This is a genomic window from Nocardioides marmoribigeumensis, from assembly GCF_031458325.1.
In the GTDB taxonomy this organism is placed as follows: Bacteria; Actinomycetota; Actinomycetes; order Propionibacteriales; family Nocardioidaceae; genus Marmoricola_A; species Marmoricola_A marmoribigeumensis.
Map to the genome: position 1 here is coordinate 2,211,945 of NZ_JAVDYG010000001.1, position 22,588 is coordinate 2,234,532.

The 22,588-nt window shown below is 72.5% G+C and carries 21 protein-coding genes; 16 read left to right on the forward strand and 5 right to left on the reverse strand.

All coding sequences use genetic code 11. The annotated features are described in order from the left end of the window. Window positions 1-43: 43 nt before the first annotated feature. The gene (katG, locus tag J2S63_RS10595) at window positions 44-2,305 is read left to right on the forward strand and encodes a catalase/peroxidase HPI (RefSeq protein ID WP_310301863.1); all 2,262 of its coding nucleotides are present in this window, start codon (window positions 44-46) and stop codon (window positions 2,303-2,305) included. A gap of 66 nt (window positions 2,306-2,371) precedes the next feature. On the opposite strand, the gene J2S63_RS10600 is transcribed toward katG, so the two are convergent. After that, window positions 2,372-3,895: a DHA2 family efflux MFS transporter permease subunit gene (locus J2S63_RS10600; RefSeq protein WP_310301864.1), complete on the reverse strand. Its 1,524-nt coding sequence runs from the start codon at window positions 3,893-3,895 to the stop codon at window positions 2,372-2,374. A 9-nt stretch (window positions 3,896-3,904) separates the two neighbouring features. Further along, entirely contained in the window at window positions 3,905-4,525 is a 621-nt protein-coding gene (locus J2S63_RS10605; RefSeq protein ID WP_310301865.1) for a TetR/AcrR family transcriptional regulator, read from the reverse strand. Window positions 4,526-4,604: 79 nt separating this feature from the next. On the opposite strand from J2S63_RS10605, the gene J2S63_RS10610 reads away from it, so the two are divergent. The 11 genes from J2S63_RS10610 to J2S63_RS10660 all read left to right on the forward strand — a co-directional run bounded on the left by J2S63_RS10610 (window position 4,605) and on the right by J2S63_RS10660 (window position 15,719). Further along, window positions 4,605-5,480, forward strand: a complete 876-nt coding sequence (locus tag J2S63_RS10610) for an oxygenase MpaB family protein (RefSeq protein WP_310301866.1) — start codon at window positions 4,605-4,607, stop codon at window positions 5,478-5,480. Between the two features lie 103 nt (window positions 5,481-5,583). Then, complete coding sequence (locus J2S63_RS10615; protein WP_310301867.1) at window positions 5,584-6,381, forward strand: MlaE family ABC transporter permease; 798 nt, start codon at window positions 5,584-5,586, stop codon at window positions 6,379-6,381. A 3-nt stretch (window positions 6,382-6,384) separates the two neighbouring features. Next, complete coding sequence (locus J2S63_RS10620) at window positions 6,385-7,227, forward strand: MlaE family ABC transporter permease (protein ID WP_425573340.1); 843 nt, start codon at window positions 6,385-6,387, stop codon at window positions 7,225-7,227. A 4-nt stretch (window positions 7,228-7,231) separates the two neighbouring features. Next, the gene (locus J2S63_RS10625; protein ID WP_310301868.1) at window positions 7,232-8,587 is read left to right on the forward strand and encodes an MCE family protein; all 1,356 of its coding nucleotides are present in this window, start codon (window positions 7,232-7,234) and stop codon (window positions 8,585-8,587) included. Then, window positions 8,584-9,675: an MCE family protein gene (locus J2S63_RS10630; protein ID WP_310301869.1), complete on the forward strand. Its 1,092-nt coding sequence runs from the start codon at window positions 8,584-8,586 to the stop codon at window positions 9,673-9,675. Before J2S63_RS10625 ends, J2S63_RS10630 begins: the two co-directional genes overlap by 4 nt. Then, complete coding sequence (locus J2S63_RS10635) at window positions 9,672-10,799, forward strand: MCE family protein (protein ID WP_310301870.1); 1,128 nt, start codon at window positions 9,672-9,674, stop codon at window positions 10,797-10,799. The genes J2S63_RS10630 and J2S63_RS10635 overlap by 4 nt, the downstream gene beginning before the upstream one ends. After that, on the forward strand, window positions 10,799-12,001 hold the full coding sequence (locus J2S63_RS10640; RefSeq protein ID WP_310301871.1) for an MCE family protein: 1,203 nt from the start codon (window positions 10,799-10,801) through the stop codon (window positions 11,999-12,001). Before J2S63_RS10635 ends, J2S63_RS10640 begins: the two co-directional genes overlap by 1 nt. Next, the gene (locus tag J2S63_RS10645) at window positions 11,998-13,260 is read left to right on the forward strand and encodes an MCE family protein (RefSeq protein ID WP_310301872.1); all 1,263 of its coding nucleotides are present in this window, start codon (window positions 11,998-12,000) and stop codon (window positions 13,258-13,260) included. The genes J2S63_RS10640 and J2S63_RS10645 overlap by 4 nt, the downstream gene beginning before the upstream one ends. After that, on the forward strand, window positions 13,257-14,678 hold the full coding sequence (locus J2S63_RS10650; protein ID WP_310301873.1) for an MCE family protein: 1,422 nt from the start codon (window positions 13,257-13,259) through the stop codon (window positions 14,676-14,678). Before J2S63_RS10645 ends, J2S63_RS10650 begins: the two co-directional genes overlap by 4 nt. Before the next feature lie 7 nt (window positions 14,679-14,685). Further along, window positions 14,686-15,171: an Rv1363c family protein gene (locus J2S63_RS10655; RefSeq protein WP_310301874.1), complete on the forward strand. Its 486-nt coding sequence runs from the start codon at window positions 14,686-14,688 to the stop codon at window positions 15,169-15,171. Next, the gene (locus J2S63_RS10660; RefSeq protein ID WP_310301875.1) at window positions 15,171-15,719 is read left to right on the forward strand and encodes a hypothetical protein; all 549 of its coding nucleotides are present in this window, start codon (window positions 15,171-15,173) and stop codon (window positions 15,717-15,719) included. The genes J2S63_RS10655 and J2S63_RS10660 overlap by 1 nt, the downstream gene beginning before the upstream one ends. Here the strand turns inward: J2S63_RS10660 and J2S63_RS10665 are convergent, their stop codons facing one another. After that, window positions 15,720-16,439 (reverse strand): hypothetical protein, encoded by a 720-nt coding sequence (locus tag J2S63_RS10665; protein WP_310301876.1) that lies wholly within the window; start codon window positions 16,437-16,439, stop codon window positions 15,720-15,722. 84 nt (window positions 16,440-16,523) lie between these two features. Here J2S63_RS10665 and J2S63_RS10670 point away from each other — a divergent pair, with 84 nt between their 5' ends. The 4 genes from J2S63_RS10670 (at window position 16,524) to J2S63_RS10685 (ending at window position 20,353) form a co-directional block, all read left to right on the forward strand. Next, window positions 16,524-17,570, forward strand: a complete 1,047-nt coding sequence (locus tag J2S63_RS10670; RefSeq protein WP_310301877.1) for an NAD(P)-dependent alcohol dehydrogenase — start codon at window positions 16,524-16,526, stop codon at window positions 17,568-17,570. Window positions 17,571-17,649: 79 nt separating this feature from the next. Beyond that, window positions 17,650-18,177: a PT domain-containing protein gene (locus J2S63_RS10675; RefSeq protein ID WP_310301878.1), complete on the forward strand. Its 528-nt coding sequence runs from the start codon at window positions 17,650-17,652 to the stop codon at window positions 18,175-18,177. Then, window positions 18,153-19,709 carry a hypothetical protein gene (locus J2S63_RS10680; protein ID WP_310301879.1) on the forward strand — a complete coding sequence of 519 codons (1,557 nt, stop codon included), beginning with the start codon at window positions 18,153-18,155 and terminating at the stop codon, window positions 19,707-19,709. The genes J2S63_RS10675 and J2S63_RS10680 overlap by 25 nt, the downstream gene beginning before the upstream one ends. Window positions 19,710-19,822: 113 nt before the next feature. Further along, a complete protein-coding gene (locus J2S63_RS10685; RefSeq protein ID WP_310301880.1) occupies window positions 19,823-20,353 on the forward strand; it encodes a hypothetical protein in 531 nt (176 codons plus the stop codon). Between the two features lie 30 nt (window positions 20,354-20,383). Here J2S63_RS10685 and J2S63_RS10690 read toward each other — a convergent pair whose 3' ends face one another. Beyond that, window positions 20,384-20,869, reverse strand: a complete 486-nt coding sequence (locus J2S63_RS10690; protein WP_310301881.1) for a MarR family winged helix-turn-helix transcriptional regulator — start codon at window positions 20,867-20,869, stop codon at window positions 20,384-20,386. After that, window positions 20,866-22,464 carry an MDR family MFS transporter gene (locus tag J2S63_RS10695; protein WP_310301882.1) on the reverse strand — a complete coding sequence of 533 codons (1,599 nt, stop codon included), beginning with the start codon at window positions 22,462-22,464 and terminating at the stop codon, window positions 20,866-20,868. The genes J2S63_RS10690 and J2S63_RS10695 overlap by 4 nt, the downstream gene beginning before the upstream one ends. Window positions 22,465-22,588 lie beyond the last annotated feature (124 nt).

Genomic DNA, 22,588 nt, shown 5'->3' on the forward strand with positions numbered 1-22,588 from the left:
CCACCCGACGTACCCCCCCGAAGAGATCTGCGAAAGGAACGACATGAGCGACAGTCCCGAGACCGCCAGCCCGCAGGGCGTCGACCGCAAGGCCGAGGAGGGCTGCCCCGTCATGCACGACTCGTCGACGTCCCAGGGCAGCGAGAGCGAGAACCCGGTCCTCGACTCGCCCACCCCTGACACCAACCACCGGCCCCGCACCGTGCAGGACTGGTGGCCCGACTCCCTCGACCTCTCGCCGCTGAAGATCCACTCCGAGAAGGCCGACCCGATGGGCCCCGGCTTCAGCTATGCCGAGGCCTTCGCCGATCTCGACGTCGAGGCCGTCAAGCGTGACGTGGTCGAGGTCCTCCGCACCTCGCAGGACTGGTGGCCCGCCGACTTCGGCCACTACGGCGGCCTGATGGTCCGCCTGTCGTGGCACGCGGCCGGCACCTACCGCATCTACGACGGCCGCGGCGGCGCCGGCGACGGCAGCCAGCGCTTCGCCCCGCTCAACAGCTGGCCCGACAACGCCAACCTCGACAAGGCCCGGCGCCTGCTGTGGCCGGTCAAGCAGAAGCACGGCCAGAAGATCTCCTGGGCCGACCTGCTCGTCCTCGCCGGCACCGTCGCGATCGAGGACATGGGCCTGCCGACCTTCGGCTTCGCCTTCGGTCGCGAGGACATCTGGGAGCCCGAGGAGATCTACTGGGGTCCCGAGGACGCCTGGCTGGGCGACGAGCGCTACGCCGACGAGCGGCAGCTCGACGAGGTCCTCGGCGCGGTCCAGATGGGCCTGATCTACGTCAACCCCGAGGGCCCCAACGGCAACCCCGACCCGCTGGCCTCGGCCAAGGACATCCGCGAGACCTTCGCGCGGATGGCGATGAACGACTACGAGACCGTCGCCCTCATCGCCGGCGGCCACACCTTCGGCAAGACCCACGGCGCCGGTGACGCGGACCTCGTCGGCCCGGAGCCGGAGGCCGCCCCGCTGGAGCAGCAGGGCCTCGGCTGGCTCTCCTCCCACGGGTCGGGCAAGGGCAAGGACGCGATCACCTCGGGCCTCGAGGTCACCTGGACCCGCACCCCGGTGCAGTGGAGCCACGACTACTTCGAGCTCCTCTTCAAGCACGAGTGGGAGCTCGAGAAGAGCCCGGCCGGCGCCCACCAGTGGGTCGCCAAGGACGCCGAGGCGGTCATCCCCGGCCCGACCGAGGACTCGCCCAAGCGCAAGCCGACCATGCTCACCAGCGACCTCGCGCTCCGCTTCGACCCGGAGTACGAGAAGGTCTCCCGCCACTTCCTGGAGAACCCCGAGGAGTTCGCCGAGGCCTTCGCCAAGGCCTGGTACAAGCTGCTCCACCGCGACATGGGTCCCGTGTCGCGCTACCTCGGCCCCTGGGTCGCGGAGCCGCAGCTGTGGCAGGACCCGGTCCCGGACCACGAGGGCCCGCTGGTCTCCGACGACGACGTCGCCACCCTCAAGGCCAAGGTGCTCGACTCGGGCCTCTCGGTGGCCGACCTGGTCACCGCTGCCTGGGCGTCGGCCTCGACCTTCCGTCACACCGACAAGCGCGGTGGCGCCAACGGCGCCCGGATCCGCCTCGAGCCGCAGCGCGGCTGGGAGGTCAACGCCGGGGTCGACCGCGTGCTCGACGTGCTCGAGGGCGTCCAGCAGGAGTTCAACGGCGCCGGCGGTGCCCGGGTCTCCCTGGCCGACCTGATCGTCCTGGCCGGCACGGCCGCGGTCGAGAAGGCCGCCCAGGACGCCGGGGTCGAGGTCACGGTGCCGTTCCACCCCGGACGCACCGACGCCTCGCTGGAGCAGACCGACGTCGAGTCCTTCGGGGTGCTCGAGCCCCGCGCGGACGGCTTCCGCAACTACCTGCGGGACGGCGAGAAGCTCCGGCCCGAGACCCTGCTGGTCGACAAGGCCTACATGCTCGGCCTCACCGCCCCGCAGATGACCGTCCTCGTCGGTGGCCTCCGGTCCCTCGGCGTGACGGCCCCGGGCAGCAGCCACGGCGTGCTCACGGACAAGGTCGGGGTGCTCTCCAACGACTTCTTCGTCAACCTGCTGTCCCCGGGCACGCAGTGGAAGGCCTCGGAGTCCGACGAGAACGTCTACGACATCAAGGACGTCGCCTCGGGCGAGACCCGGTTCACCGCCACGGCGGCGGACCTCATCTTCGGCTCCAACTCGCAGCTGCGGGCGCTGGCCGAGGTCTACGCCAGTGACGACGCCAAGGAGAAGCTGGTCTCCGACTTCGTCGCCGCGTGGACCCAGGTGATGGACGCCGACCGGTTCGACCTGCGCTGACCCAGCGCCGGCGTACGACGCGAGCCCGGTCCCCTCTCGTTGCGAGGGGGACCGGGCTCGCGTGCGTCAGCCCGGCTGGGCCGCCGGCCGTGCCTGCGCCGGGGCCACGGTCTGGTGGCCCGGCCGCTCGAAGAACATGACGGCGACGAAGCCCACGACGAACGCCGCCGGGACCAGCCAGGAGGCCTCGGCCATCGCGGTCGAGAACCGGTCGATCACCTGCGGCGGGAGCCCGCCACCGGGCGACTCGCCCTGCGTGGCCGGGTCGAAGACGAGGCCCTGGGCGGCGAGCCGCGAGTCGATGAGCACGGCGACCGCGGCGGAGCCGAGCACCGAGGCCACCTGGCGGGTCGCGTTGTAGACCCCGGCCCCGGCGCCGGCCTGGTGCATCGCCAGGTTGCGGGTCGCGGTCGCGCTGTTGGGCGCCCACACCAGGGCGTTGCCGACGCCGAACACCGTCATCGGCGCGATGATCGTCCAGACCGACGACCCCGGCGTCATCTGGTGCAGCACGACCACCATCGACAGCGCCAGCAGCGCGAAGCCGGCCCCGACCAGCCGGCGCGGGTGGACGCTGTCGGTCCAGCGGCCGACGACCGGGGCGAGCACCATCGTGGTGACCGCCATCGGCGTGAACAGCAGCGCCGCCTCGGTCGGGCTGTAGCCCCGGACGAGCTGGGCCCAGAGCATCAGCGGGAAACCGAAGGCGGTCACGGCGAACCCCATGCAGGAGATCGCGACGTTGGCCAGCGAGAAGTTGCGGTCGGCGAAGAGGTTCATCGGGAGCAGCGGCTCCTCGGTGTTGCGGCGCTGCTGCCAGACGAACCCGGCCAGGACGACGACGCCGGCGACGATGAGCAGCGGCACCGACACGAACCCGGTGATCCGGCCCCAGTCGTACTGGTGGCCCTCCTGGATGCCGAAGACGAGCAGGAACATCGCGACCCCGCTCAGGGCCACGCCGAGCCAGTCGAAGCGGTGGGGGTGGGTCGGCAGCAGCGGGACCAGGCGCCAGGCCAGGACGAAGCCGACGACGCCGACCGGCACGTTGATGAAGAAGATCCACTCCCAGCCGAGGGAGTCGACCAGCACGCCGCCGAGGATCGGGCCGACGAGCATCGCGAGCCCTGCGGTCGCGCCCCACATCGCCATCGCCTTGCCGCGGCTCTCGGCCGGGAAGATGCGGGTGATCGTCGCCATCGTCTGGGGCGTCATCAGCGCGCCGCCGATGCCCTGGAAGGCGCGGGCCACGATCAGGGTCTCGACCGAGTGGGTCAGGCCGCACCACAGCGAGGACAGGGTGAAGACCGCGAGGCCGGCGAGGTAGACCCACTTCTGCCCGAAGCGGTCACCGAGCCGGCCGGTGATGAGCAGGGGCACGGCGTAGGCGAGGAGGTAGGCGCTGGTCACCCAGACCACGGAGTTCACCTCGGCCTGGAGGTCCTCGATGATCGCGGGCGTCGCGACGGACACGATCGTGGTGTCGACCAGGATCATGAAGAACCCGAGACAGAGGGCGGCGAGGGCCGCCCACGGGTTGTAGCCGGCGGCCGGGCCTGCCGGGGACGTGCGGGGCTGGGTCTGCGTCACCCCACCAGGTTAGGTCTCGACACCGACGATCCGGTCGACGAGGAACAGCAAGGTGTCCCGCAGGAGCCGGTGGGCCTGCTCGCGGGTCAGCGCCCCGCGCCGGGCCCACTCGCGGGCGGTCGCCTTGGCGAGCCCGCCGTAGGCCCGGACCTGGGCGCGCGAGAGCTCGTCCTCGGCATCGAGCCCGACCAGCTGCAGGACCCGGCGCGCGGCCAGGTCGTCGGCCTGGTCGAGGATCGCGGCGACCTCGAGGTCGTCGGCCACGCCCTCGGTGCCGAAGACCGCGTAGTTGGAGGCCGCCGGCAGCGCGACCGAGTCCAGGAACCACCGGACCGCGATGTCCACCCGGTCGGGGAGGGCCTCGGGCAGGTCCTCGGGCACGACGTCGGGGGCGGGCACCAGCAGCCACCGGCGTACGACGGCGAGGTAGAGCCCGCGCTTGTCGACGAAGTAGTGGTTGAGCAGCCCTCGGGCGATCCCGGCCTCCCGCGCCACCTCGACGGTGGAGACCTGGGTCCACGGGCGCTGCTCGAACAGCCGGGCGGCGGCGGTGATGATCTCCTCGCGGCGGGCGTCCGGGGCCATGCGGCGCGCTCGAGGCACCGTGGCCCGGGCGGGCTGGCTCGTCACGCGACCCAGTCTGTCACGTGGGTCACCGCCGTCCGCCCTCTGTTGGCAACCTGCCAACAGAGGGCTAGCATCTGCGCCCATGTCACCGGCGCCCCCGACCTCGACCTCCCGACGCCGTGCCCCGCGGTCCCGCGACGTGCCCGTGCCGCCCGGTTTCGAGATGCGGCGCCACATGTCGGGCCTCGGGTCGCAGCTGGCCGGCAACGCCAACGTCGTCATGCAGCTGAGCCGGCCCGAGGTCGGCTACGGCGTGATGAACAGCCGCGTGCACAGCGGCTCGGCGCTGCGCCACCCGGTCAAGCGGGCCCGCACGACCTTCACCTACCTCGCCGTCTCGATGCTCGGCACCGACGAGGAGCGGGCGATCTTCCGCCGGGCGGTCAACGGCCAGCACGCCCAGGTCACCTCCACGCCCGAGGAGCCGGTCTCCTACCGCGCGACGGACCCCGAGCTGCAGCGGTGGGTCGCTGCGTGCCTCTACGCGGGGACGCGCGACATCGCCGTACGCCTGCACGGGCCGCTGGACCCCGACGAGGCCGACGCGCTCTACGCCCACTGCGCCCGCTACGGCACCACGCTGCAGATGCCGGCCGAGGCGTGGCCGGAGGACCGGGCGGCCTTCGAGACCTACTGGGCCGAGTCGCTCGGGAAGATCCACGTCGACGACGCGGTCAGGGCCTATCTCGTGCGCCTGCTGACGATGGGCGCCACCAACCCGGTGGGCCGTCTCGTGGTCGGCTCGCAGCTGTTCGCCACCCGCGGGTTCCTCCCGCACGAGTTCCGCCGGGCGATGGGGCTGCCGTGGTCCTCCGACGACGAGCGCCGCTTCGAGCGGCTCGTCCGGCGTGCGGGGCGGCTCGAGCGGCTGCTGCCGCTGTCCTTCCGCGCGCTGCCCTTCGACCTCCTGCTGGCCGACCTGCGGTGGCGGCACCGCACGGGTCGGCCGCTGGTCTGAGCCGGGACGGGCTCAAACCTGATCGAACGTAACTTTTCAGTCTCGTTGGCGTTGTGCCAGCGCAGGTGACCGTCATCACAGCACGCCAGGATCGGGAGATCGCATGACACAGGCCGTGGGTGCACCGGCGCGCGTGTCGCTGCGCCGCCCGCTCGTGCCCGTGGGCAGGCTGTTCGCCTTCGGCCTCGAGGTGCTGCGCGCGATGTTCCAGCGGCCGTTCCAGTGGCGCGAGCTCAGCGACCAGGCGTGGTTCGTCACCCGCGTCTCGCTGCTGCCGGCGATGGCGATCACGATCCCGTTCGGCGCCGTCCTCAGCCTCCAGATCGGGTCGCTGTTCCGTCAGCTCGGCGCGACCTCGTTCACCGGCGCCGCCGCGGTCACCGGCATCGTCCAGCAGGCCGCGCCCGTGGCCACCGTGGTCATCGTGGCCGGTGCCGCCGGCACCGCCGTGGCCGCCGACCTCGGCTCGCGCAAGATCCGCGAGGAGCTCGACGCGCTCGAGGTGCTCGGCATCTCCCCGCTCCAGCGCCTGGTCGTCCCGCGGGTCATCGCGATGGCCGTCGTCGCGGTCCTGCTCAACGGCGTCGCCACCGCGGTCGGCACCGGCGGCGCCTACGCCTTCAACGTGATGGTCCAGGGCGGCTCGCCCGGCGCCTACGTCCACGCCTTCACCGCGCTGGCCCAGCTGCCCGACCTGTGGGTCGGCGAGCTCAAGGCCCTCGTCTTCGGCCTCATCGCCGGCATCGTCGCGGCCTACCAGGGGATCAACGCCAAGGGCGGACCGCAGGGCGTCGGCGACGGCGTCAACCAGTCCGTCGTCGTCTCCTTCGTCCTGCTGTTCGTCGCCAACCTGCTCATCACCGCGGTCTACTTCCAGATCGTCCCGCCGAAGGGGCTCTGAGCGATGGCCACCATGGGGACGAGCGCGCCCGCCCGGGCCTGGCGGTCGGCGTACTCCGGCCTGTCCGACCTGGGCGACCAGGTCGCGTTCTACGCCCGCAGCATCGCCGGCACCCCCGTCGCCCTCACGCGCTACCGCAAGGAGGTCCTGCGCCTGCTGGCGGAGGTGAGCCTGGGCCGCGGAGCGCTCGTGCTGGTCGCCGGCACCCTCGGCATCATCGTGTTCGAGGTCCTCGCGGTCGGCTCGGTGGTCGGCCTGGTCGGCTACCAGGGTCTGCGCCAGGTCGGCATCCAGCCCTACGTCGGCTTCCTGTCGGCCTACTTCAACACCCGCGAGGTCGCGCCCCTCGTGGCCGCCAACGCGCTGGTCGCCACCGTCGGGGCCGGCTTCACCGCCCAGCTCGGCGCGATGCGGATCAGCGAGGAGATCGACGCCGTCGAGGTGATGGCGATCCACTCGATCCACTACCTCGTCAGCACGCGCATCGTCGCGGCCTTCATCGCGATCGTCCCGCTGTTCCTCGTCGGCCTGATCGGCACCTACGCCGCGACCGAAGCCGTCTCGATCCACTACTACGGCCTGACCAGCGGCACCTACGACCACTACTTCACGCTGTTCCTGCCGCCGATCGACATCCTCTATGCCTTCGGCAAGGTGCTCGTCTTCGCGGTGATCCTGACGTTGGTCTGCTGCTTCTACGGCTACACCGCGTCGGGCGGCCCGGCCGGGGTGGGCGTCGCGGTGGGCCGCGCGGTGCGCATGGCGACGGTGCTCATCGTCGTCTCCGACTTCTTCCTCAGCCTGGCCCTGTGGGGCTCCACCACGACCGTGCGGATCGCGGGGTAGCGCGGTGGCCAGCCTCGCCTCGCACCGCCGCCCGCTGCTCGGCCTCACCTACCTGGTGACCGTCGTGCTGCTGATGGCCACCAGCGTCGCGGCCTACGACAAGGCGCTGCCCTGGCAGCGCACCGCGTCGGTCTCGCTGCGCACCACCCAGGCCGGGCTGGGGCTCAACCAGCAGTCCGACGTGAAGTACCAGGGCCTCCTCGTCGGCGAGGTCCGCTCGATCGAGAGCGACGGCACCGCCTCGACGGTCCGCCTCGCGCTCGACCGCGACCTGGTCGGCACCATCCCCGCCGACGTCGACGCGATGATCGTGCCCAAGACGCTGTTCGGCGAGAAGTTCGTCGACCTCCGGCGCCCGGCGGACCGGCCGACCGACCGGCACCTCGCCGACGGCGACACGATCGAGCAGTCGCAGACCTCCGTCGAGCTCGGCGAGATCTTCGACCGTCTCGTGCCCGTGCTCGAGACCCTGCAGCCCGCGCGGCTCTCGGCGGTGCTCTCCTCGCTGGCCGACGCCCTCGACGGCCGCGGCGCCGACATCGCGCGCAGCCTGCGCACGACGCGCACCCTGCTGCGACAGCTCTCCCCGGCGTACGGCGACCTGGTGGCCGACTTCCGCGACCTGGCCACGACCGCCGACGTCTACGCCGACGCCGCGCCCGACCTGATCCGCACCTTCTCCGACGCGGCCGCGATCGCCCGCGACAACCTGGTCCCGCACGAGCAGGACCTCGCCGCCCTGCTGCGCTCGGCGACCGGCACCTCGCGGGTCACCGAGGAGGTGCTGCGCACCAACCGCGACCGGCTGGTCGCCCTCTCCGGGCGGTCGCGGCCGGTGCTGAGGGTGCTGCGGACCTATGCCCGCGAGGTGCCCTGCATCCTGAGGACGCTCGAGGCCGGCAACCGCCTGGCCAACCTGGCCGCCGGGGTGCGCCAGCCCTACATCGGGCTGAGCGTCGACATGGTCGTGGACCGCGACGGTTACGACTATCCGAAGGACCTCCCCTCCAACCCGCGGGCGGAGGCCAACGACGAGAACCTCCCGCGCGGCGTCCCGAGCTGGGCCCCGCACTGCCCGCGCCTGCCGCAGCGGGTGCTCGATCTCCCCGAGTCGCCGCTGCCCTACTCCCAGGACCCCTACGGCCAGACCTTCCGCGCCCCCAGCGCGTCGGGCGGCTCCGCCTCCCCGTCCCGTACGACGGGTGGTCGCGCCGACGCCGCCACCGTGCGCAGCGCGCGGGAGGCCCTGGCCCGGGCGATCGCGGCCGAGCAGCTGGGCGTCCCGGCCCGGAGGCTCCCGCCCTACGCCGAGCTGCTGATGATGCCGCTGCTGGCCGACGGGCAGGTGAGGCTGCCATGAGCGGGCACCGCAGCGCGATCCCCAGCTCCGCCTGGAAGATGGCGGTCTTCGCCGCCGTCACCCTGGTGCTCATCGGCCTCCTGGCGACGCTGATCGGCAACATCTCGCTGACCAGCACGCGCACGTTCTACGGCCGGTTCACCGACGCCACGGGGGTGCTCCACGGCGACCGGGTGCGCCTGTCCGGCGTCGAGGTCGGCAGCATCCGCGACATCACGCTGGTCCCCGGAGACGAGGGCCGCCAGCAGGCGCTGGTGGAGTTCCAGGTGCGCGACGACGTGCCGATGTCCACCGACGCCCAGCTGGAGCTGCGGTTCGAGAACATCGTGGGCCAGCGCTACCTCGCCATCGAGCAGCAGCCAGGCGGCACGCCCATGCGCCCGGGGGCGACGTACGACACCGACCACACGACGCCGGCGCTCAACCTGACCCAGCTGTTCAACGGCTTCCAGCCGCTGCTGCGCGCCCTCGACGCCGACCAGACCAACCGGCTGTCCTTCCAGCTGGTCCGGGCCTTCCAGGGCGAGGCCGGCAACATCGCCGACCTGCTGCGCCACACGGCCTCGTTGACCCACACGCTGGCCGACAAGGACGCCGTCATCGGCAACGTCGTGCGCAACCTCAACGACGTCCTCACCACCGTCGACCAGCGCGACCAGCAGCTGACCGCGCTGATCGTGCAGTTCCGCAACCTCATGGTGGGGCTGTCCTCCGACCGCGAGACCGTCTCGATCGCCCTGCCCCGGCTGGCGCGGCTGCTCGGGTCGACCAGCGGCATGCTCCGCGACATCCGGCCCGGGCTCAAGACGTCGGTCCGCAACCTCGGCAAGGTCGCCCGCCAGCTCGACATCGACCGCGACGTGCTGCAGGCCTCGCTCGACGAGATCCCCCGCAAGCTCCAGCTGATGGCCCGCACGGGGTCCTACGGCTCGTGGTTCAACTTCTACGTGTGCGGTGCCGAGGTGCGGCTCAAGGTGCTCGGCGGGCAGCTCTACCTCGCGACCCCGGCGGTGGCGTCCAACGAGGCCGACTCCGTGTGCGCCAAGGCCGACGTGTCCGCCGAGGAGATGGGGGACACGGCCCGATGAGCTCCCACAAGACGCCCAAGCGCGCCGGCCGCGTGGCGTGGACCGAGCGCGACCCGGCCGTCATCGCTGTCGTCGGCCTCGTCCTGATCGCGCTGCTGCTCCTCGTCGCGGGCAGCTGGCAGCGCCTGCCGTTCGTCGACCGGAGCACCTCCTACCGCGCCGAGTTCACCGACGCCGCCGGGCTGGTGACCGGCGAGGAGGTGCGCGTCGCGGGGGTCAAGGTCGGCACGGTCCGCGACATCGAGCTGGCCGGCGACAAGGTCGTCGTCGGCTTCACCGTCACCGGCGTGCGGCTCGGCACCCGCACCGAGGCCGGCATCGAGGTCAAGACGCTGCTCGGCCAGCACTTCCTGAGCGTGACGCCGGCCGGCCAGGGCTCGCTGCGGGAGGACGCGCTCATCCCGGTCGCCCGCACCTCGACGCCGGTCAACATCGTCCCGGCGTTCAACCGCCTCGCCGACGAGACCGCCCACACCGACACCGCCCAGGTGGCCGCCGCCTTCGACAGCCTCGCCACCACCCTGCGCCGCACCGCGCCCGACATGGAGGGCGCGCTCACCGGGCTGTCGCGGCTCTCCACCAGCGTGACCAAGCGCGACCGGCAGATCGCCTCGCTCTTCGACAAGGCGGAGAGCGTCACCGGCGTCGTCGCCGCCCGGGACAAGGAGCTCGGCGAGCTGCTCACCGCCTCCGACCAGGTCCTCTCGGTGCTCGAGCGGCGCAAGGAGACCATCCGCGAGGTGATCAGCGGGACCCGCGCGCTCGCCGTCCAGCTGCGGGGGCTGGTGCGCGACAACCGCGCCGCCCTGGGCCCCGCGCTCGAGGACCTCGACACCGTCGTGCGGGTGCTGCGCAGGAACGAGGACGACATCGAGCGCTCGCTGACCTACCTCGCGCCCTACGCCCGGGAGTTCACCAACGTGGGCGGCTCCGGGGAGTGGTTCGACTCGAGCCTGAAGTTCCCCAAGAACCTCTCGTTGTGCAGCACCGGTGACTCCACCGACCCGACCGGGGGCCTGCTCGACCCCGTCCTCAGCGCGCTCAACCAGCAGGTCAACGGCAGCTCGCAGCCGTGCCTGCCGCTCGGCCCCGCGACCGGCAGCCGGCGCCAGGGAGGCTCGTGATGCGCAAGATCCTGCTCACCAGCGCCGTGGCCCTGCTCGTGCTGGTCGCCCTGGTCGGCGCCCGGGCCGGGCTGAGCCCCGACCCGCGCACGATGACGGTGATGTTCCCCAGCACCACGAGCCTCTACCAGGGCGCCCAGGTCAAGGTGCTGGGCGTGCGGGTCGGCACGGTCGACTCGATCCAGGTGAAGGGCACCCAGGTGCAGGTCGAGCTGTCCTACGACCCCGAGGTCAAGCTGCCCGCCGACGTGCACGCCGTGATCGTGCCGCCGTCGGTGGTCGGCGACCGGTTCGTCCAGCTCGCGCCCGCCTACACCGGTGGACCGGTGCTGCAGGACCGCGCCCGGCTGGGCATCACCCGGGCCGGCGTGCCGCTGGAGCTCGAGGACACCTACCGCGCCCTGGACAAGACCGCGATCGGGCTCGGTCCGCGCGGTGCCGGCCGGGACGGCGCGCTGGCCCACCTGATCAGCGCCTCGGCCGACAACATGCGGGGTCGCGGCCGGCTGTTCAACACCACGATCCGCAGCTTCGCCGACGCCATCGCCACGCTGGCCGGCAGCAGCGACGACATCAACGGCACCACGACCAACCTGGCCCGCTTCAACCGCCGGCTCGCGGCCTCCGACGCGACGATCCGGCGCCTGGTGGTCAGCCTGGTCGCGGTCAGCACCGAGCTCAACGGGCAGGGCGACGAGCTCACCCGGGCCGTCACCGCCCTCGACCGCGCCCTCGGTGACGTCGCGGTCTTCGCCAAGCACAACCGCTCGTCCCTGCGCAGCAACCTCGCGGGCCTCACGTCCGTGAGCTCGGCACTGCGCCGCCACACCCGCGAGCTGGAGGAGGTCGCCGAGCTCGGTCCGGTCGGCCTGACCAACCTGTTCAAGACCTACGTCGCCCGCAACTGGGACCCCGACCACCCCGGGCAGAGCACGATCGCCGGACGGACCGGGTCGCAGAACCTGCACGCGGTCGGCGCCCAGGACCTCGACACCCAGCTGAGCTACACGATGAGCGCCTTCTGCGCGTCCCTCCCCGCCGCCGAGGCGACCCGCCTCGCGCCGTTCTGCGACGCGCTGGAGGCGGCGGGCGGCGACGTCGGCAAGGTGATCCTCGAGGCCTACCGCCAGGGCGGCCCCCACCCGCCGGGCGGTGCGCCGATGGCGCCCAGCGCCCGTGAGCAGAAGGCGGCCCGCCGATGACCGCTCGACTACTCCGCGGCACGGCCGCGCTCGTCACCACGGCCGTCGTCGCCTCGCTCACCGCGGCGTGCGACTACCGCGGGGCCTCCAGCCTGCCGCTGCCCGGGGGCGAGGGCGGTGGGGGCTACACCGTCACCGCCGTCTTCGACGACGTCACCAACCTCGTGCCCAAGGAGACCTGCCGTGCCGGCGACGTGGTGGTCGGCAGCGTCGAGTCGGTCGAGCTGCGCAAGGACCTCAGGGCCACCGTCGTCTGCCGCATCGACAAGGACGTGCACCTCGCCGGCAACGCGGTCGCCACGCTGCGCGAGACCAGCCTGCTCGGCGAGCGCTTCGTCGCCCTCGACCCGCCGGACGGGCAGCGAGCCCGCGGCACGCTCGCGCACGGTGCGGTGCTCGACGAGAACGACACCCACGTCGTGCCCGACGCCGAGATCGTCCTCGGCGCGCTGTCGCAGGTGCTCAACGGCGGCGGCCTGGGCAACATCGAGACGATCAGCCGCGAGCTGACCACCGCACTCAGCAGGTCGGACCTCGGCGGCACCACCCGGGAGATCGGCCGACTGGTCGCGACCCTCGACGAGCACCGGGACGACCTGGTCGCCGCCCTGACCGCGATCGAGCGGCTCAGCGGGGAGCTGCGCGACCAGCGGCAGGCGATCGGCTCCGCCCTCGACTCCGTGCCCCAGGGCCTGGCGGTGCTCGACCGCCAGCGCCCCGCGCTGGTGCGCACCGTGGAGAGCCTGGGCGAGCTCTCCCAGGTCGCGGTGCCCCTGATCCGCGACTCCAAGGAGGCGACGGTCGAGGACCTGCGTAACCTGGGGCCGATCCTCGAGCAGCTGGCCCGCTCCAAGCACCGGCTGGCCCGGGCGGTCGAGGCCATCGGCACCTACCCGTTCCCGAGCTACTTCAAGTTCGTCGCCCGCGGCGACTACGCCGGCATGTTCGCCACGATCAACCTCGACGTCGACTCGCTCAACACCCTGCTGCGCGAGAAGCAGCAGGACGGCCGTGGGTTGCCCAAGGCGGGCACCGGCCTGCCCGTGCCGGGTCTCCCCGCGCTGCCGGAGCTGCCCGACCTGCCGGCGCTGCCCGGGCTCCCCCAGGACCTCCTCGGGGGCGGGCGCGGGTCCTCCGGCCAGCTCGACGGGGAGGACCCCGACCTCGGCTTCCTCCCGCTCGGCCGCCAGGTGCGGGCGCGCTACAACCCCGTCCCGCCGGCCTCGCTGGCCGACCTCCTCACCGGGGGTGAGTCGTGATCACCCGCCGGGTCAGGCTGCAGCTGCTGGTCTTCGCCCTCGTCACCGTGGTCGTCGTCTGGTACGGCGCCACGCGCTACCTCGGCATCGGCGAGGTGATCGACCGGCCCTACACGGTGTCGATGCAGGTCGCCTCCTCCGGCGGGCTCTACCCCCGCGCCGACGTCGACCTGCTCGGCACCCGCGTCGGCCGGGTGCAGGAGCTCGAGCCCGGGCCGGGGCTCGGCACGACCGTCGTGCTCGCCCTCGACCACGACGTCAAGGTCCCCCAGGACGTGCGGGGGACGGTCGCGGCCAAGTCCGCGATCGGCGAGGGCTACGTGCTGCTCACCCCGCAGTCGGCCGGCGGGCCCGACCTGGAGGACGGCGACACGATCCCGCTGTCGCGGACCACCTCGCCGATCCGCCTGGAGAAGGTGCTCGGCGACCTCGACGCCCTCGCGCGGTCGGTGCCCAAGGACGACCTCGCCGTCGTGCTGCGGGAGAGCGAGGCCGCGCTGGACGGGATCGCCCCCAGCGTCGGGCGGCTGGTCGACGGGTCGCAGAAGCTCTCCCAGGACGCGCTCGACAACGTCGAGACCACAACCGCGCTGATCCGCGACGCGCGCACGGTGCTCGGCACCCAGGTCGCGCTCGGCGGCGAGACCCGCACCTATGCCGGCGAGGTGGCCGGCCTGACCCGGCGGTTCCGCGAGCTCGACCCGACCGCGATCAGCCTCTACGACACCGGCCTGCGGGCCTCGACGCAGGTGACCAACCTGCTGGCCGACAACCAGCCGGTGCTCCCGGTCCTGCTGAGCAACCTGCTGTCCCTCACGACCGTGGCCTCCGAGCGCATCCCCGAGATCCGCAAGACGCTCGTCGTCTTCCCCTGGGTGCTGGAGAACCAGGTCAACACCGCGCGCTACTGCGACGACTACGACCCCAAGACCGGCAAGCCGGTGCAAGATACTTGTCACTACGACAAGGAAGGCAAGCCGATCTACACCCTCCACCTGGCCCAGCAGCTCGACAAGATGGGCGCCGACCCCTACCAGTCGTGCACCCGGGGCTACGAGGGCACGACGCGCTACCGCCCCGACGGCGAGCAGGCCGACGGCAACGGGCGACGCCAGCCCCGCAGCAGCGAGCCCAACCTCCGGGCCCACTGCGCCGCCCCGCCGAGCGACCCGGTCTCGCCCAACGTGCGGGGGTCGCAGAACGTCACCACGCCGTCGTACGCCCGCCAGGGCTCGGGGTCCGGAGCGACCGCCCCGGGACGCGCCCCGATGGCTCCCATGGCCATGTACGACCCGGCGACCGGTCTCGTCACCGACGGCGACGTCGCGGTCCGGCTCAGCGGCGAGCGCGGCGACGCCCCGCCCATCGGGTCGGCCGGGCTCGCGTGGCTGCTCACGAGCCCGCTGGGCGACGGGTGAGCGCGGCGTGAGACGACCTGCGCTGGTGACCTGGGTGGTCGCCGTGGTGGCCCTCGCCTGCACCGTCGGCTTCGCCGTGGCCGCGCTGGGAGCGTGGCACGACCGGCAGGCACGGGACCTCGACCGGGCCCCGGTCGACGTCGCCGAGGACGTCTCGCGCGACTTCTTCTCCCTCGACCACCGGACGCTGAAGGCCGACATGGACAAGGTGCTCTCGCGGGCCACGGGTGAGTTCGAGGCGCAGTACCAGAAGCAGTCCGCCGGTCTCCGCAAGGCGGTCGAGCAGAAGAAGCTCGTCCTCACCGCGCGGGTCCCGGACGACGGCGCGGCCGTGGAGTACCTCGGCGAGGACTCGGCCTGGGTCCTCGTCTCGGTTGACGTCCACACCGAGAGCGCGGGCGCCTCGCCGGAGGACAGCCGCTACCGCACCCGCGTGGTGCTGGACAAGAGCGGCGACCGGTGGCTGGTCTCGCGGCTGGAGCGGGTGGGCTGATGCGCGCCGTGCCCCGCAGCGTGCTGCTCGTCCTCTGCCTGCTGGCCCTCCTGGCCGCCGGCACCTTCGTCGCGCTGCGCGAGACCGCCCCCGACCAGACCCTCCGCTCACCTCGCTCCGGTGACACCTCGGCGGGCTACCGACCCGGCACGGTGGCGGCGGACCTCGACGGGGCGACGCAGACCGCGGTCGAGGTGCTGCCCCGCGCCCTCGGCTACGACTACCGCTCGCTGCCCGCGGGCCTCCGGCGTGCCACCGCGCTGATGAGCCCCTCCTTCGCCAAGGAGTTCCGGCGCACCTTCGAGGGCTCCGCGGCGAAGCTCGCCCGCAGCAAGAAGGCCGTCACCCGCGCCACCGTCCGCGCGGCCGGCATCGTGCGCGCCAGCGACCGCGAGGTCACCTGCCTGGTGTACGTCGACCAGGTGCTCGTCTCCAGCGCGACGCTGAAGGACACCGAGGCCCCGGTCCGGGTCAGCCAGAACCGCGTGCTCGTGGGCCTCGTCCGCTCCGGCGAGAGCTGGAAGGTCGACTCGATCCGCCCGTTCTGATCAGGACGCGTTGCTCCCTGCGCCGAGCACCAGCGAGATCAGGAACGCCCAGCCGCCGGTCAGCCGCCTCGGCCTCGGGGTCGGGAAGCGCTTGAGGATCCCGCCGAGGACGAGGTACGCCATGCACCCCAGCGGTGGGCAGGCGGACGCCAGCCAGAACCAGGCCCACCTGGTCGCACGCTCGGGCTCGGGGCCCAGGACGAGCAGGAACAGCGTGGCGAGGCCCAGCACGAACGCCGCCTGGGCCGCGCGGCCGTGGAGGGTCACGCCGAGGGCGTTCATGAAAGCGCCGTCGCGGTGCTGCTCGCTGGTGATGCGGAGGCCGGGATCGAGCCGATGGAGCACCTCGTCAACAGAGCCGTGCACGACGTGGAGCCCGTCGGCGCTGGTGTGGTCCTGCCCGACCTCCTGCATGACCTCGGTCCGCCGCACCAGGGCGTGGTCGCGCCACAGGATCTCGACCCGGGCGCTTCCGGACGTCGTCGAGTCGGAGCTCGCGTAGGACTCCAGCGACCCGACGACCGTCACCTGTCCGACCTCGCCGGCCGCGAGGGACTCGCTCAGGTGCTGCCAGGACGCGTCGCGCTCACCCGTCACCGCGATCGCGGCAAGGACGTAGATCCATCCGGCCAGCAGCACCCAGGCCAGCACCCGACGGGCCTGACCTCCCCTGCCCGGCAAGCGGACCTGCGCGCCCGTCGGCGTGGTCGTCGTACTCATCCCCCCACCTCCGAGGTGAGCGTAACCGTGGCCACACCCCCGCGGCGCGGGATTGGGCCGCGCTCTGTCGGGGAGGAAGGTGACATGACCACCACCGTTGCTGCCCTGTCCGCCCCCGAGGCCGGTGCGCCCTTCGAGAAGGTCGAGCTCACCCGGCGCGACCTGCGCCCGGACGACGTCCGCATCGACATCCGCTTTGCCGGCATCTGCCACTCCGACATCCACTCCGCCCGCGGCGAGTGGGCCGGCACCCCCTTCCCGCTCACGCCGGGCCACGAGATCATCGGCAACGTCGTCGAGGTCGGCGACCAGGTCACCCGCCACCAGGTCGGCGACACTGTCGGCGTCGGCTGCTTCGTCGACGCCTGCCTCGAGTGCGAGGCGTGCAAGGACGGCGAGGAGCAGTTCTGCGCCCAGGGCGTCGTGCCGACCTACGGCGGCACGGGCTACGACGGCGAGCGCACCGCCGGTGGCTACAGCGAGTCCGTCGTCGTCCGCGACCACTTCGTGGTCAAGATCCCCGACGGCGTCGACCTGGCCGCCACCACCCCGCTGCTCTGCGCCGGCATCACGACCTACAACCCGCTGGTGCGCTACGGCGTCGGGCCGGGCACCAAGGTCGGCGTGATCGGCCTGGGCGGGCTCGGCCACGTCGCGGTCAAGATCGCCGCGGCGCTGGGCGCCGAGGTCTCGGTGTTCAGCCGCACCGACGCCAAGGCGCAGGACGGCAAGGAGTTCGGCGCCACCGACTACTTCGCCACCGAGGACGGCACGGTCTTCGACGAGCACGCGGGGGAGTACGACCTGCTGCTCAACACCGTCGGCGACGGGGTCGACCTCGATGCCTACTTCGGTCTGCTCGGCCGGGGCGGCACGATGGTCAACGTCGGCGCCCCCAGCGACAAGCTGTCACTCGGCGCCTTCTCGGTGCTCTCGATGCGCCGGGCGCTCGCCGGCTCGATGGTCGGCGGCCTCCCGCAGACCCAGGAGATGCTCGACTTCTGCGCCGAGCACGGCATCACCGCGACGGTCGAGGTGATCTCCGCCGACCAGGTCGACGAGTACTACGACAAGGTCGTCGCCGGCGACGTGCGCTACCGGGCGGTGATCGACACCTCGACCCTGGGCTGAGCCGGCTCGCGGGCCGCGGGCACGAGGCGCTCAAGCCGCCGCCAAGCGAGCCCCAAGCCGCGCGCGGCACCGTCCTCCCATGACGACGATGACCGCGGCCCGGAGCCGCCAGCCCACTGCCCAGCCCACTGCCCAGCCCACTGTCCAGCCCACTGTCCAGCCCACCACTGAGTCGGTCCTCGGGTCTGCTGCCCAGCCCGTCCCTGCGACCCGGCACAACGCCGTCTTCATGCTGGCGGCCTACGTCCTGTCCCTTCTCCACACGGCCAGGACCGTCCTCGACGGCATCGCGCCCGCCGACTTCGGGGCGAACGACGCGCTGACCTACGGGTTCTACGGGATCTCCTTCGCCTTCTTCGCGCTCGCCCTGGTCGGACGCCGCGCCGCCCAGGTCGCGGTCGCGGTGTTCCTCTCGCTCCAGCTCGCGACCGGCGTGCTGGTCTGCTCCGACGACTTCGGGTCGGCCCAGCAGACCACCTGGGGGTGGTTGGAGAACGGCGCCTACCTGGGCCTGCTGGCCATCGCCCTCTGCCTCACGGTGAGGGGCGTGACTCGACCGAGGCGGTCGTCGTTGAGCCCGACATGCCGCGTCATCGCAGGGCCCTGACCTCCATCGCACTCGCCCTGACGGCCGCCGTGGTCGCCGTGGCCGGAGGGCCGCTGGCGACCGCGGCGCCCGGCCCGGCGGTGCCGATCCAGCAGCAGCCGGGCGGCGAGCTGCTGCGCGACTTCACCGGCCACCCGGCCGTCGTGCGCCCGATGCGGGTGCCACGGATCCCGCAGCACCCCTACATGGCGCGCAACGGCGCCAGCAACATCCACGACGACGCCTACCAGACCGACGCCTACGCCGTGTCCGGCCCGCTCGGTCGGGACCTGCAGGTGACCAGCACGGAGTACCTCGCCGAGTGCGCCTCGGTCACCTTCGACTCCCGCGGGCGCATCGTCACCGTGTGCGTCTCGCCGCAGGGCGCGACGCTCCGGCTGGTCGACCCCGACACGCTGGAGGAGATCGCAGCCTACGAGCTGCCCGGGCGGGCGCCCGGCACGTTCTCGTTCAGCAACTTCAGCGGGGGCGGCTACTTCTACCTCGACCACCGCGACCGAGCGGTCGTCTCGACCTTCGACGGTCACCTGCTCGTCGTCCAGGACACCGGCAGCAGCCTCGAGCTGGTCCGCGACCACGACGTCTCGCGGGCCACCGGTGGCTCGGGCATCCAGTCCGCGCTGCCCGACTGGAAGGGCCGGCTGTGGTTCGTCACCCAGTCCGGCGTCGTCGGCTTCGTCAACCGGGCGGGCGCCGTCCGCAGCCGCCACCTGTCGCGTGGGGAGACGATCGCGAACAGCTTCGCGATGGACGAGTCCGGCGGCGTGTTCATCGTGTCCACCCACGCGCTCTACCGCTTCGACGTGGTCGACGGCCGGCCCCACGTGACGTGGCGCCGCACCTACGACCGCGGCAGCAGCACCAAGCCCGGCCAGGTCTCGCAGGGCAGCGGCACCACGCCGACCCTGATCGGCCGCGCGGACTCCCGCGGGGGCGGCTCGATCGCCATCACCGACAACGCCGACCCGCGGATCAACGTCCTGGTCCTCCGCCGCGGCAAGGCCGGCCCCGGCCGCCGTCCGCTGTGCCGGCAGCCGGTCTTCCCCCGCGGCCGCAGCGCTGACGAGAACAGCCTCATCTCGGTGCCGGGCGGGCTCATCGCGGAGAACAACTACGGCTACGCCGGCCCGCTGCCCACCGGGCCCTCCGGACGGTCCGCGGACACCGCGCCGGGCGCCGTACGCATCGCGGTCGACTACCGCCGCGGCGGCTGCCACGTGGCGTGGCGCAACGACCGCCTCCGGATCCCCACGCTGGTGTCCAAGGTGAGCCTGGCCAACGGGCTGCTCTACACCTACACGCATCCCTCCGCCGCCGAGCTGCCGTGGAAGTACGCCGCCGTGCCCGGCCTGGCGCCGGAGGCGTGGTTCCTCACCGCGGTCGACGCCCGCACCGGCAAGCAGGTGTTCTCCAAGCTCGCCGGCACGGGCCTGGGCTTCAACAACAACTACGCGCCGGTGAGCCTCGGGCCCGACGGGACGGCGTACGTCGGCACGCTGGGTGGTCTGGTCCGGTTCGCCGACGCGCCCTGAGCCGCCGTGACCCTGTCGGTGGGTCCTCGTTGAATGCGCAGGGAGCGGGCACCGGAGGGGTGCCCGACGGCAGCCGGCCGGACCGGCCGCCGCGCCGACGTGAGGAGAGCACCATGGACCAGCGCGACGAGCTCACCGGCATCTTCGACGCCCTGACGCCCGCCGACTTCGTCCGCGAGTCCACCGCGATCGCCGCGATGGACGGCTGCTACGCCGGCTCGGCCATCCTCGACGGCTTCGTCGAGCACCAGCTCAACGCCGTGCGGCTCGCGTTCGCGATGTCCGACGGCTGGCTGTTCACCACCGCCGTCCTCGCGGGCCGCCAGGGCCTGCGCACCTTCGTCGCCGACGACGACGAGACCCTCGACGGCTTCGTCTCCCGGGTCCGCGACGAGGCCGCCCGCATGCGCGCCCACTGGTGCTTCATGGCGACCCAGACGCTGATCGGGCCCCGCGCGGGCGCCGGCGAGGACGACGACACCGGCCAGGAGGCCGTCGTGTGGCAGCTGACCTCCACCGAGGCGGAGACCGCCGGTGCGATGGGCGGCTTCATGCCGATCCACGGCACCCGGCTCGGCGAGTCCTTCGAGACCCAGCTCGCCGCCCCCGGCGTCGGCCCCTGGGCCGGCGTCCTCCCCTGCTGAGGGCCGCCTGCGGCGCCGGCCGCGACGGGGTCAGCCGGCGCGCTCCAGGGTGGCGTTGTAGCGCGCGAGCACCGCGGCGAAGTCGGCCAGCTCGCGCTCGTCCCAGTCCCCGAGCCGCTCGTCGAGCAGCTGGCGCCGGTGGGCGGCGACGTCGCGCAGGCGTCGACGGCCGTCGTCGCTGAGCGAGAGCAGCGTGGCGCGGCCGTCCTCGGGATCGGGGGTGCGGTCCACGAGGCCGAGGTCGAGCAGGTGCTGCACCTGACGGCTGACCGAGGCCTTGTCCATCGCGAAGTGGCACACGATCGCCGAGGCCCGCAGCGGGCCGTGGTCGGCGAGGTGGGTGAGCACCAGGAACGTGGAGGGGTGCAGCGACTCGTGCACCTCCTGGGCCCGCTCGGCGATCACGCGGCGGACGCGCTTGATCAGCACCCCCACCTCGGCCTCGATCTGCCGCAGGCTGTCCTGCCGCTCGGCCGTGTCGTCGGCGGCCCGGGTCGTGACCGGCGACCCGGTCATGCCCGCGGCGCGTTCTGGGCGGCGACCGGCTCGGCGACGGCGGCGGAGTCCTCGACGTCGAGCGTGGTGCGCAGCGGCACCTCGCGGATGAAGAGGATGCACAGCAGCGAGGCGATCGCGAAGGGCACGGAGACCATGAACAGGTGGCCGGTGGCGTCACCGAACGCGGTCTCGTAGAGGTGGCGGACCGGCGCCGGCAGCGACGCGAGGTCGGGGATCGAGCCGCCACCGCCGTCGGAGGCGCTGGGCGTGACGCCCATCGCGGCCAGCCCGGTCTCGAGGGAGTCGCGGACCTGGTGGGCGAGCACCGCGCCGAGCGCCGAGACGCCCATCGCGCCGCCGAGGCTCCGGAAGAAGGCGACGGTCGCGCTGGCCGAGCCGAGGTCGGCGGTGCGGACGTTGTTCTGGACGGCCAGGACCAGGTTCTGCATGGTGGCGCCGAGACCGAGGCCGACCAGCGCCATGTAGACGCCGACGACCGGCAGCGGGGTGGCGTGGTCGATGGTCGCGAGCAGCGTGAAGCCCACGGCGACGAGCATCGAGCCGCCGACGAGGTAGCGCTTCCACAGGCCCGTGCGGGTGATGATGCGCCCGATGACGATGCTGGAGACCAGCAGGCCGCCGACCATCGCGATCGACATCAGGCCGGCGCGGGTCGGGCTCATGCCGCGGGAGAGCTGGAAGTACTGGCTGAGGTAGACCGTGGAGCCGAACATCGCGACGCCGACCAGCGCCGAGGCGATGGTCGCGAGCACGATCGTGCGGTCCTTGAACAGCCGCAGCGGGATGACCGGCTCGGCTGCCACCCGGGCCTCGACCCACACCGCCAGCGCGATGACCGCGATGCCGCCTGCGACCAGCAGCCCGCTGGTGACCGAGATCCAGTCGAAGTCGGTGCCGGCGAGGGAGACCCAGACGAGCAGGATGCTGACGCCGCCGACGATGAGCCCGGCGCCGGCGAAGTCGACGGAGACCGGGCGCTTGACGACGGGCAGGTGCAGCGTGCGCTGCAGGACGAGGAACGCGACGACGGCGATCGGCAGGGGTGCGAAGAAGCAGCCCCGCCAGCCCAGCGGGCTGTCCACGATGACGCCACCGAGCAGCGGGCCGCTGACCGTGGCGAGGGCGAAGACCGCGCCGATGTAGCCGCTGTAGCGGCCGCGCTCACGCGGCGTCACCATGCTGGCGATCACCACCTGGACCAGCGCGGTGAGGCCGCCGACGCCGAGACCCTGGATCGCGCGGGCGCCGATCAGCACGCCCATCGAGGGCGCGAACGCCGCGACCAGCGAGCCGACGCTGTAGATCAGCAGCGCGGTCTGCACGAGGAGCTTCTTGGAGAACTGGTCGGAGAGCTTGCCCCAGACCGGCGTCGTAGCGGTCATCGTGAGCAGCGTCGCGACGACGACCCAGGTGTAGCCGGTCTGGGTGCCGTGCAGGTCGACCACGATGCGGGGCAGCGCGTTGGTGACGATCGTGCTGGAGACCATCGCGACGAACATCGCCAGCAGCAGCCCGCTCATCGCCTCGAGGATCTCCCGGTGCGTCATCTGGGCGGCGGCCGCGGGGCTCGCCTGGGGGTGCGTCGTGGTCACGGGGCCTCTTCGGGTGGATCGACGATCAAGTTGTCGGGGTCAACCATACGCCCGAGTGGTTGACCCCGACAACCAAACCCGGTGAGACGCCCGGCACACCCGCGCGGGTGCGACCGCGGCGGAC

Excerpts from the sequence above, each read along its gene's own strand:
- J2S63_RS10675 (WP_310301878.1), top strand. The coding sequence starts at position 17,650 with ATGACGACGATGACCGCGGCCCGGAGCCGCCAGCCCACTGCCCAGCCC.
- J2S63_RS10610 (WP_310301866.1), top strand. The coding sequence starts at position 4,605 with ATGTCACCGGCGCCCCCGACCTCGACCTCCCGACGCCGTGCCCCGCGG.
- J2S63_RS10635 (WP_310301870.1), top strand. The coding sequence starts at position 9,672 with ATGAGCTCCCACAAGACGCCCAAGCGCGCCGGCCGCGTGGCGTGGACC.
- J2S63_RS10690 (WP_310301881.1), bottom strand. The coding sequence starts at position 20,869 with ATGACCGGGTCGCCGGTCACGACCCGGGCCGCCGACGACACGGCCGAG.
- J2S63_RS10620 (WP_425573340.1), top strand. The coding sequence starts at position 6,385 with ATGGCCACCATGGGGACGAGCGCGCCCGCCCGGGCCTGGCGGTCGGCG.
- J2S63_RS10630 (WP_310301869.1), top strand. The coding sequence starts at position 8,584 with ATGAGCGGGCACCGCAGCGCGATCCCCAGCTCCGCCTGGAAGATGGCG.
- J2S63_RS10615 (WP_310301867.1), top strand. The coding sequence starts at position 5,584 with ATGACACAGGCCGTGGGTGCACCGGCGCGCGTGTCGCTGCGCCGCCCG.
- katG (WP_310301863.1), top strand. The coding sequence starts at position 44 with ATGAGCGACAGTCCCGAGACCGCCAGCCCGCAGGGCGTCGACCGCAAG.
- J2S63_RS10685 (WP_310301880.1), top strand. The coding sequence starts at position 19,823 with ATGGACCAGCGCGACGAGCTCACCGGCATCTTCGACGCCCTGACGCCC.
- J2S63_RS10670 (WP_310301877.1), top strand. The coding sequence starts at position 16,524 with ATGACCACCACCGTTGCTGCCCTGTCCGCCCCCGAGGCCGGTGCGCCC.
- J2S63_RS10660 (WP_310301875.1), top strand. The coding sequence starts at position 15,171 with ATGCGCGCCGTGCCCCGCAGCGTGCTGCTCGTCCTCTGCCTGCTGGCC.
- J2S63_RS10640 (WP_310301871.1), top strand. The coding sequence starts at position 10,799 with ATGCGCAAGATCCTGCTCACCAGCGCCGTGGCCCTGCTCGTGCTGGTC.
- J2S63_RS10665 (WP_310301876.1), bottom strand. The coding sequence starts at position 16,439 with ATGAGTACGACGACCACGCCGACGGGCGCGCAGGTCCGCTTGCCGGGC.
- J2S63_RS10645 (WP_310301872.1), top strand. The coding sequence starts at position 11,998 with ATGACCGCTCGACTACTCCGCGGCACGGCCGCGCTCGTCACCACGGCC.
- J2S63_RS10680 (WP_310301879.1), top strand. The coding sequence starts at position 18,153 with ATGCCGCGTCATCGCAGGGCCCTGACCTCCATCGCACTCGCCCTGACG.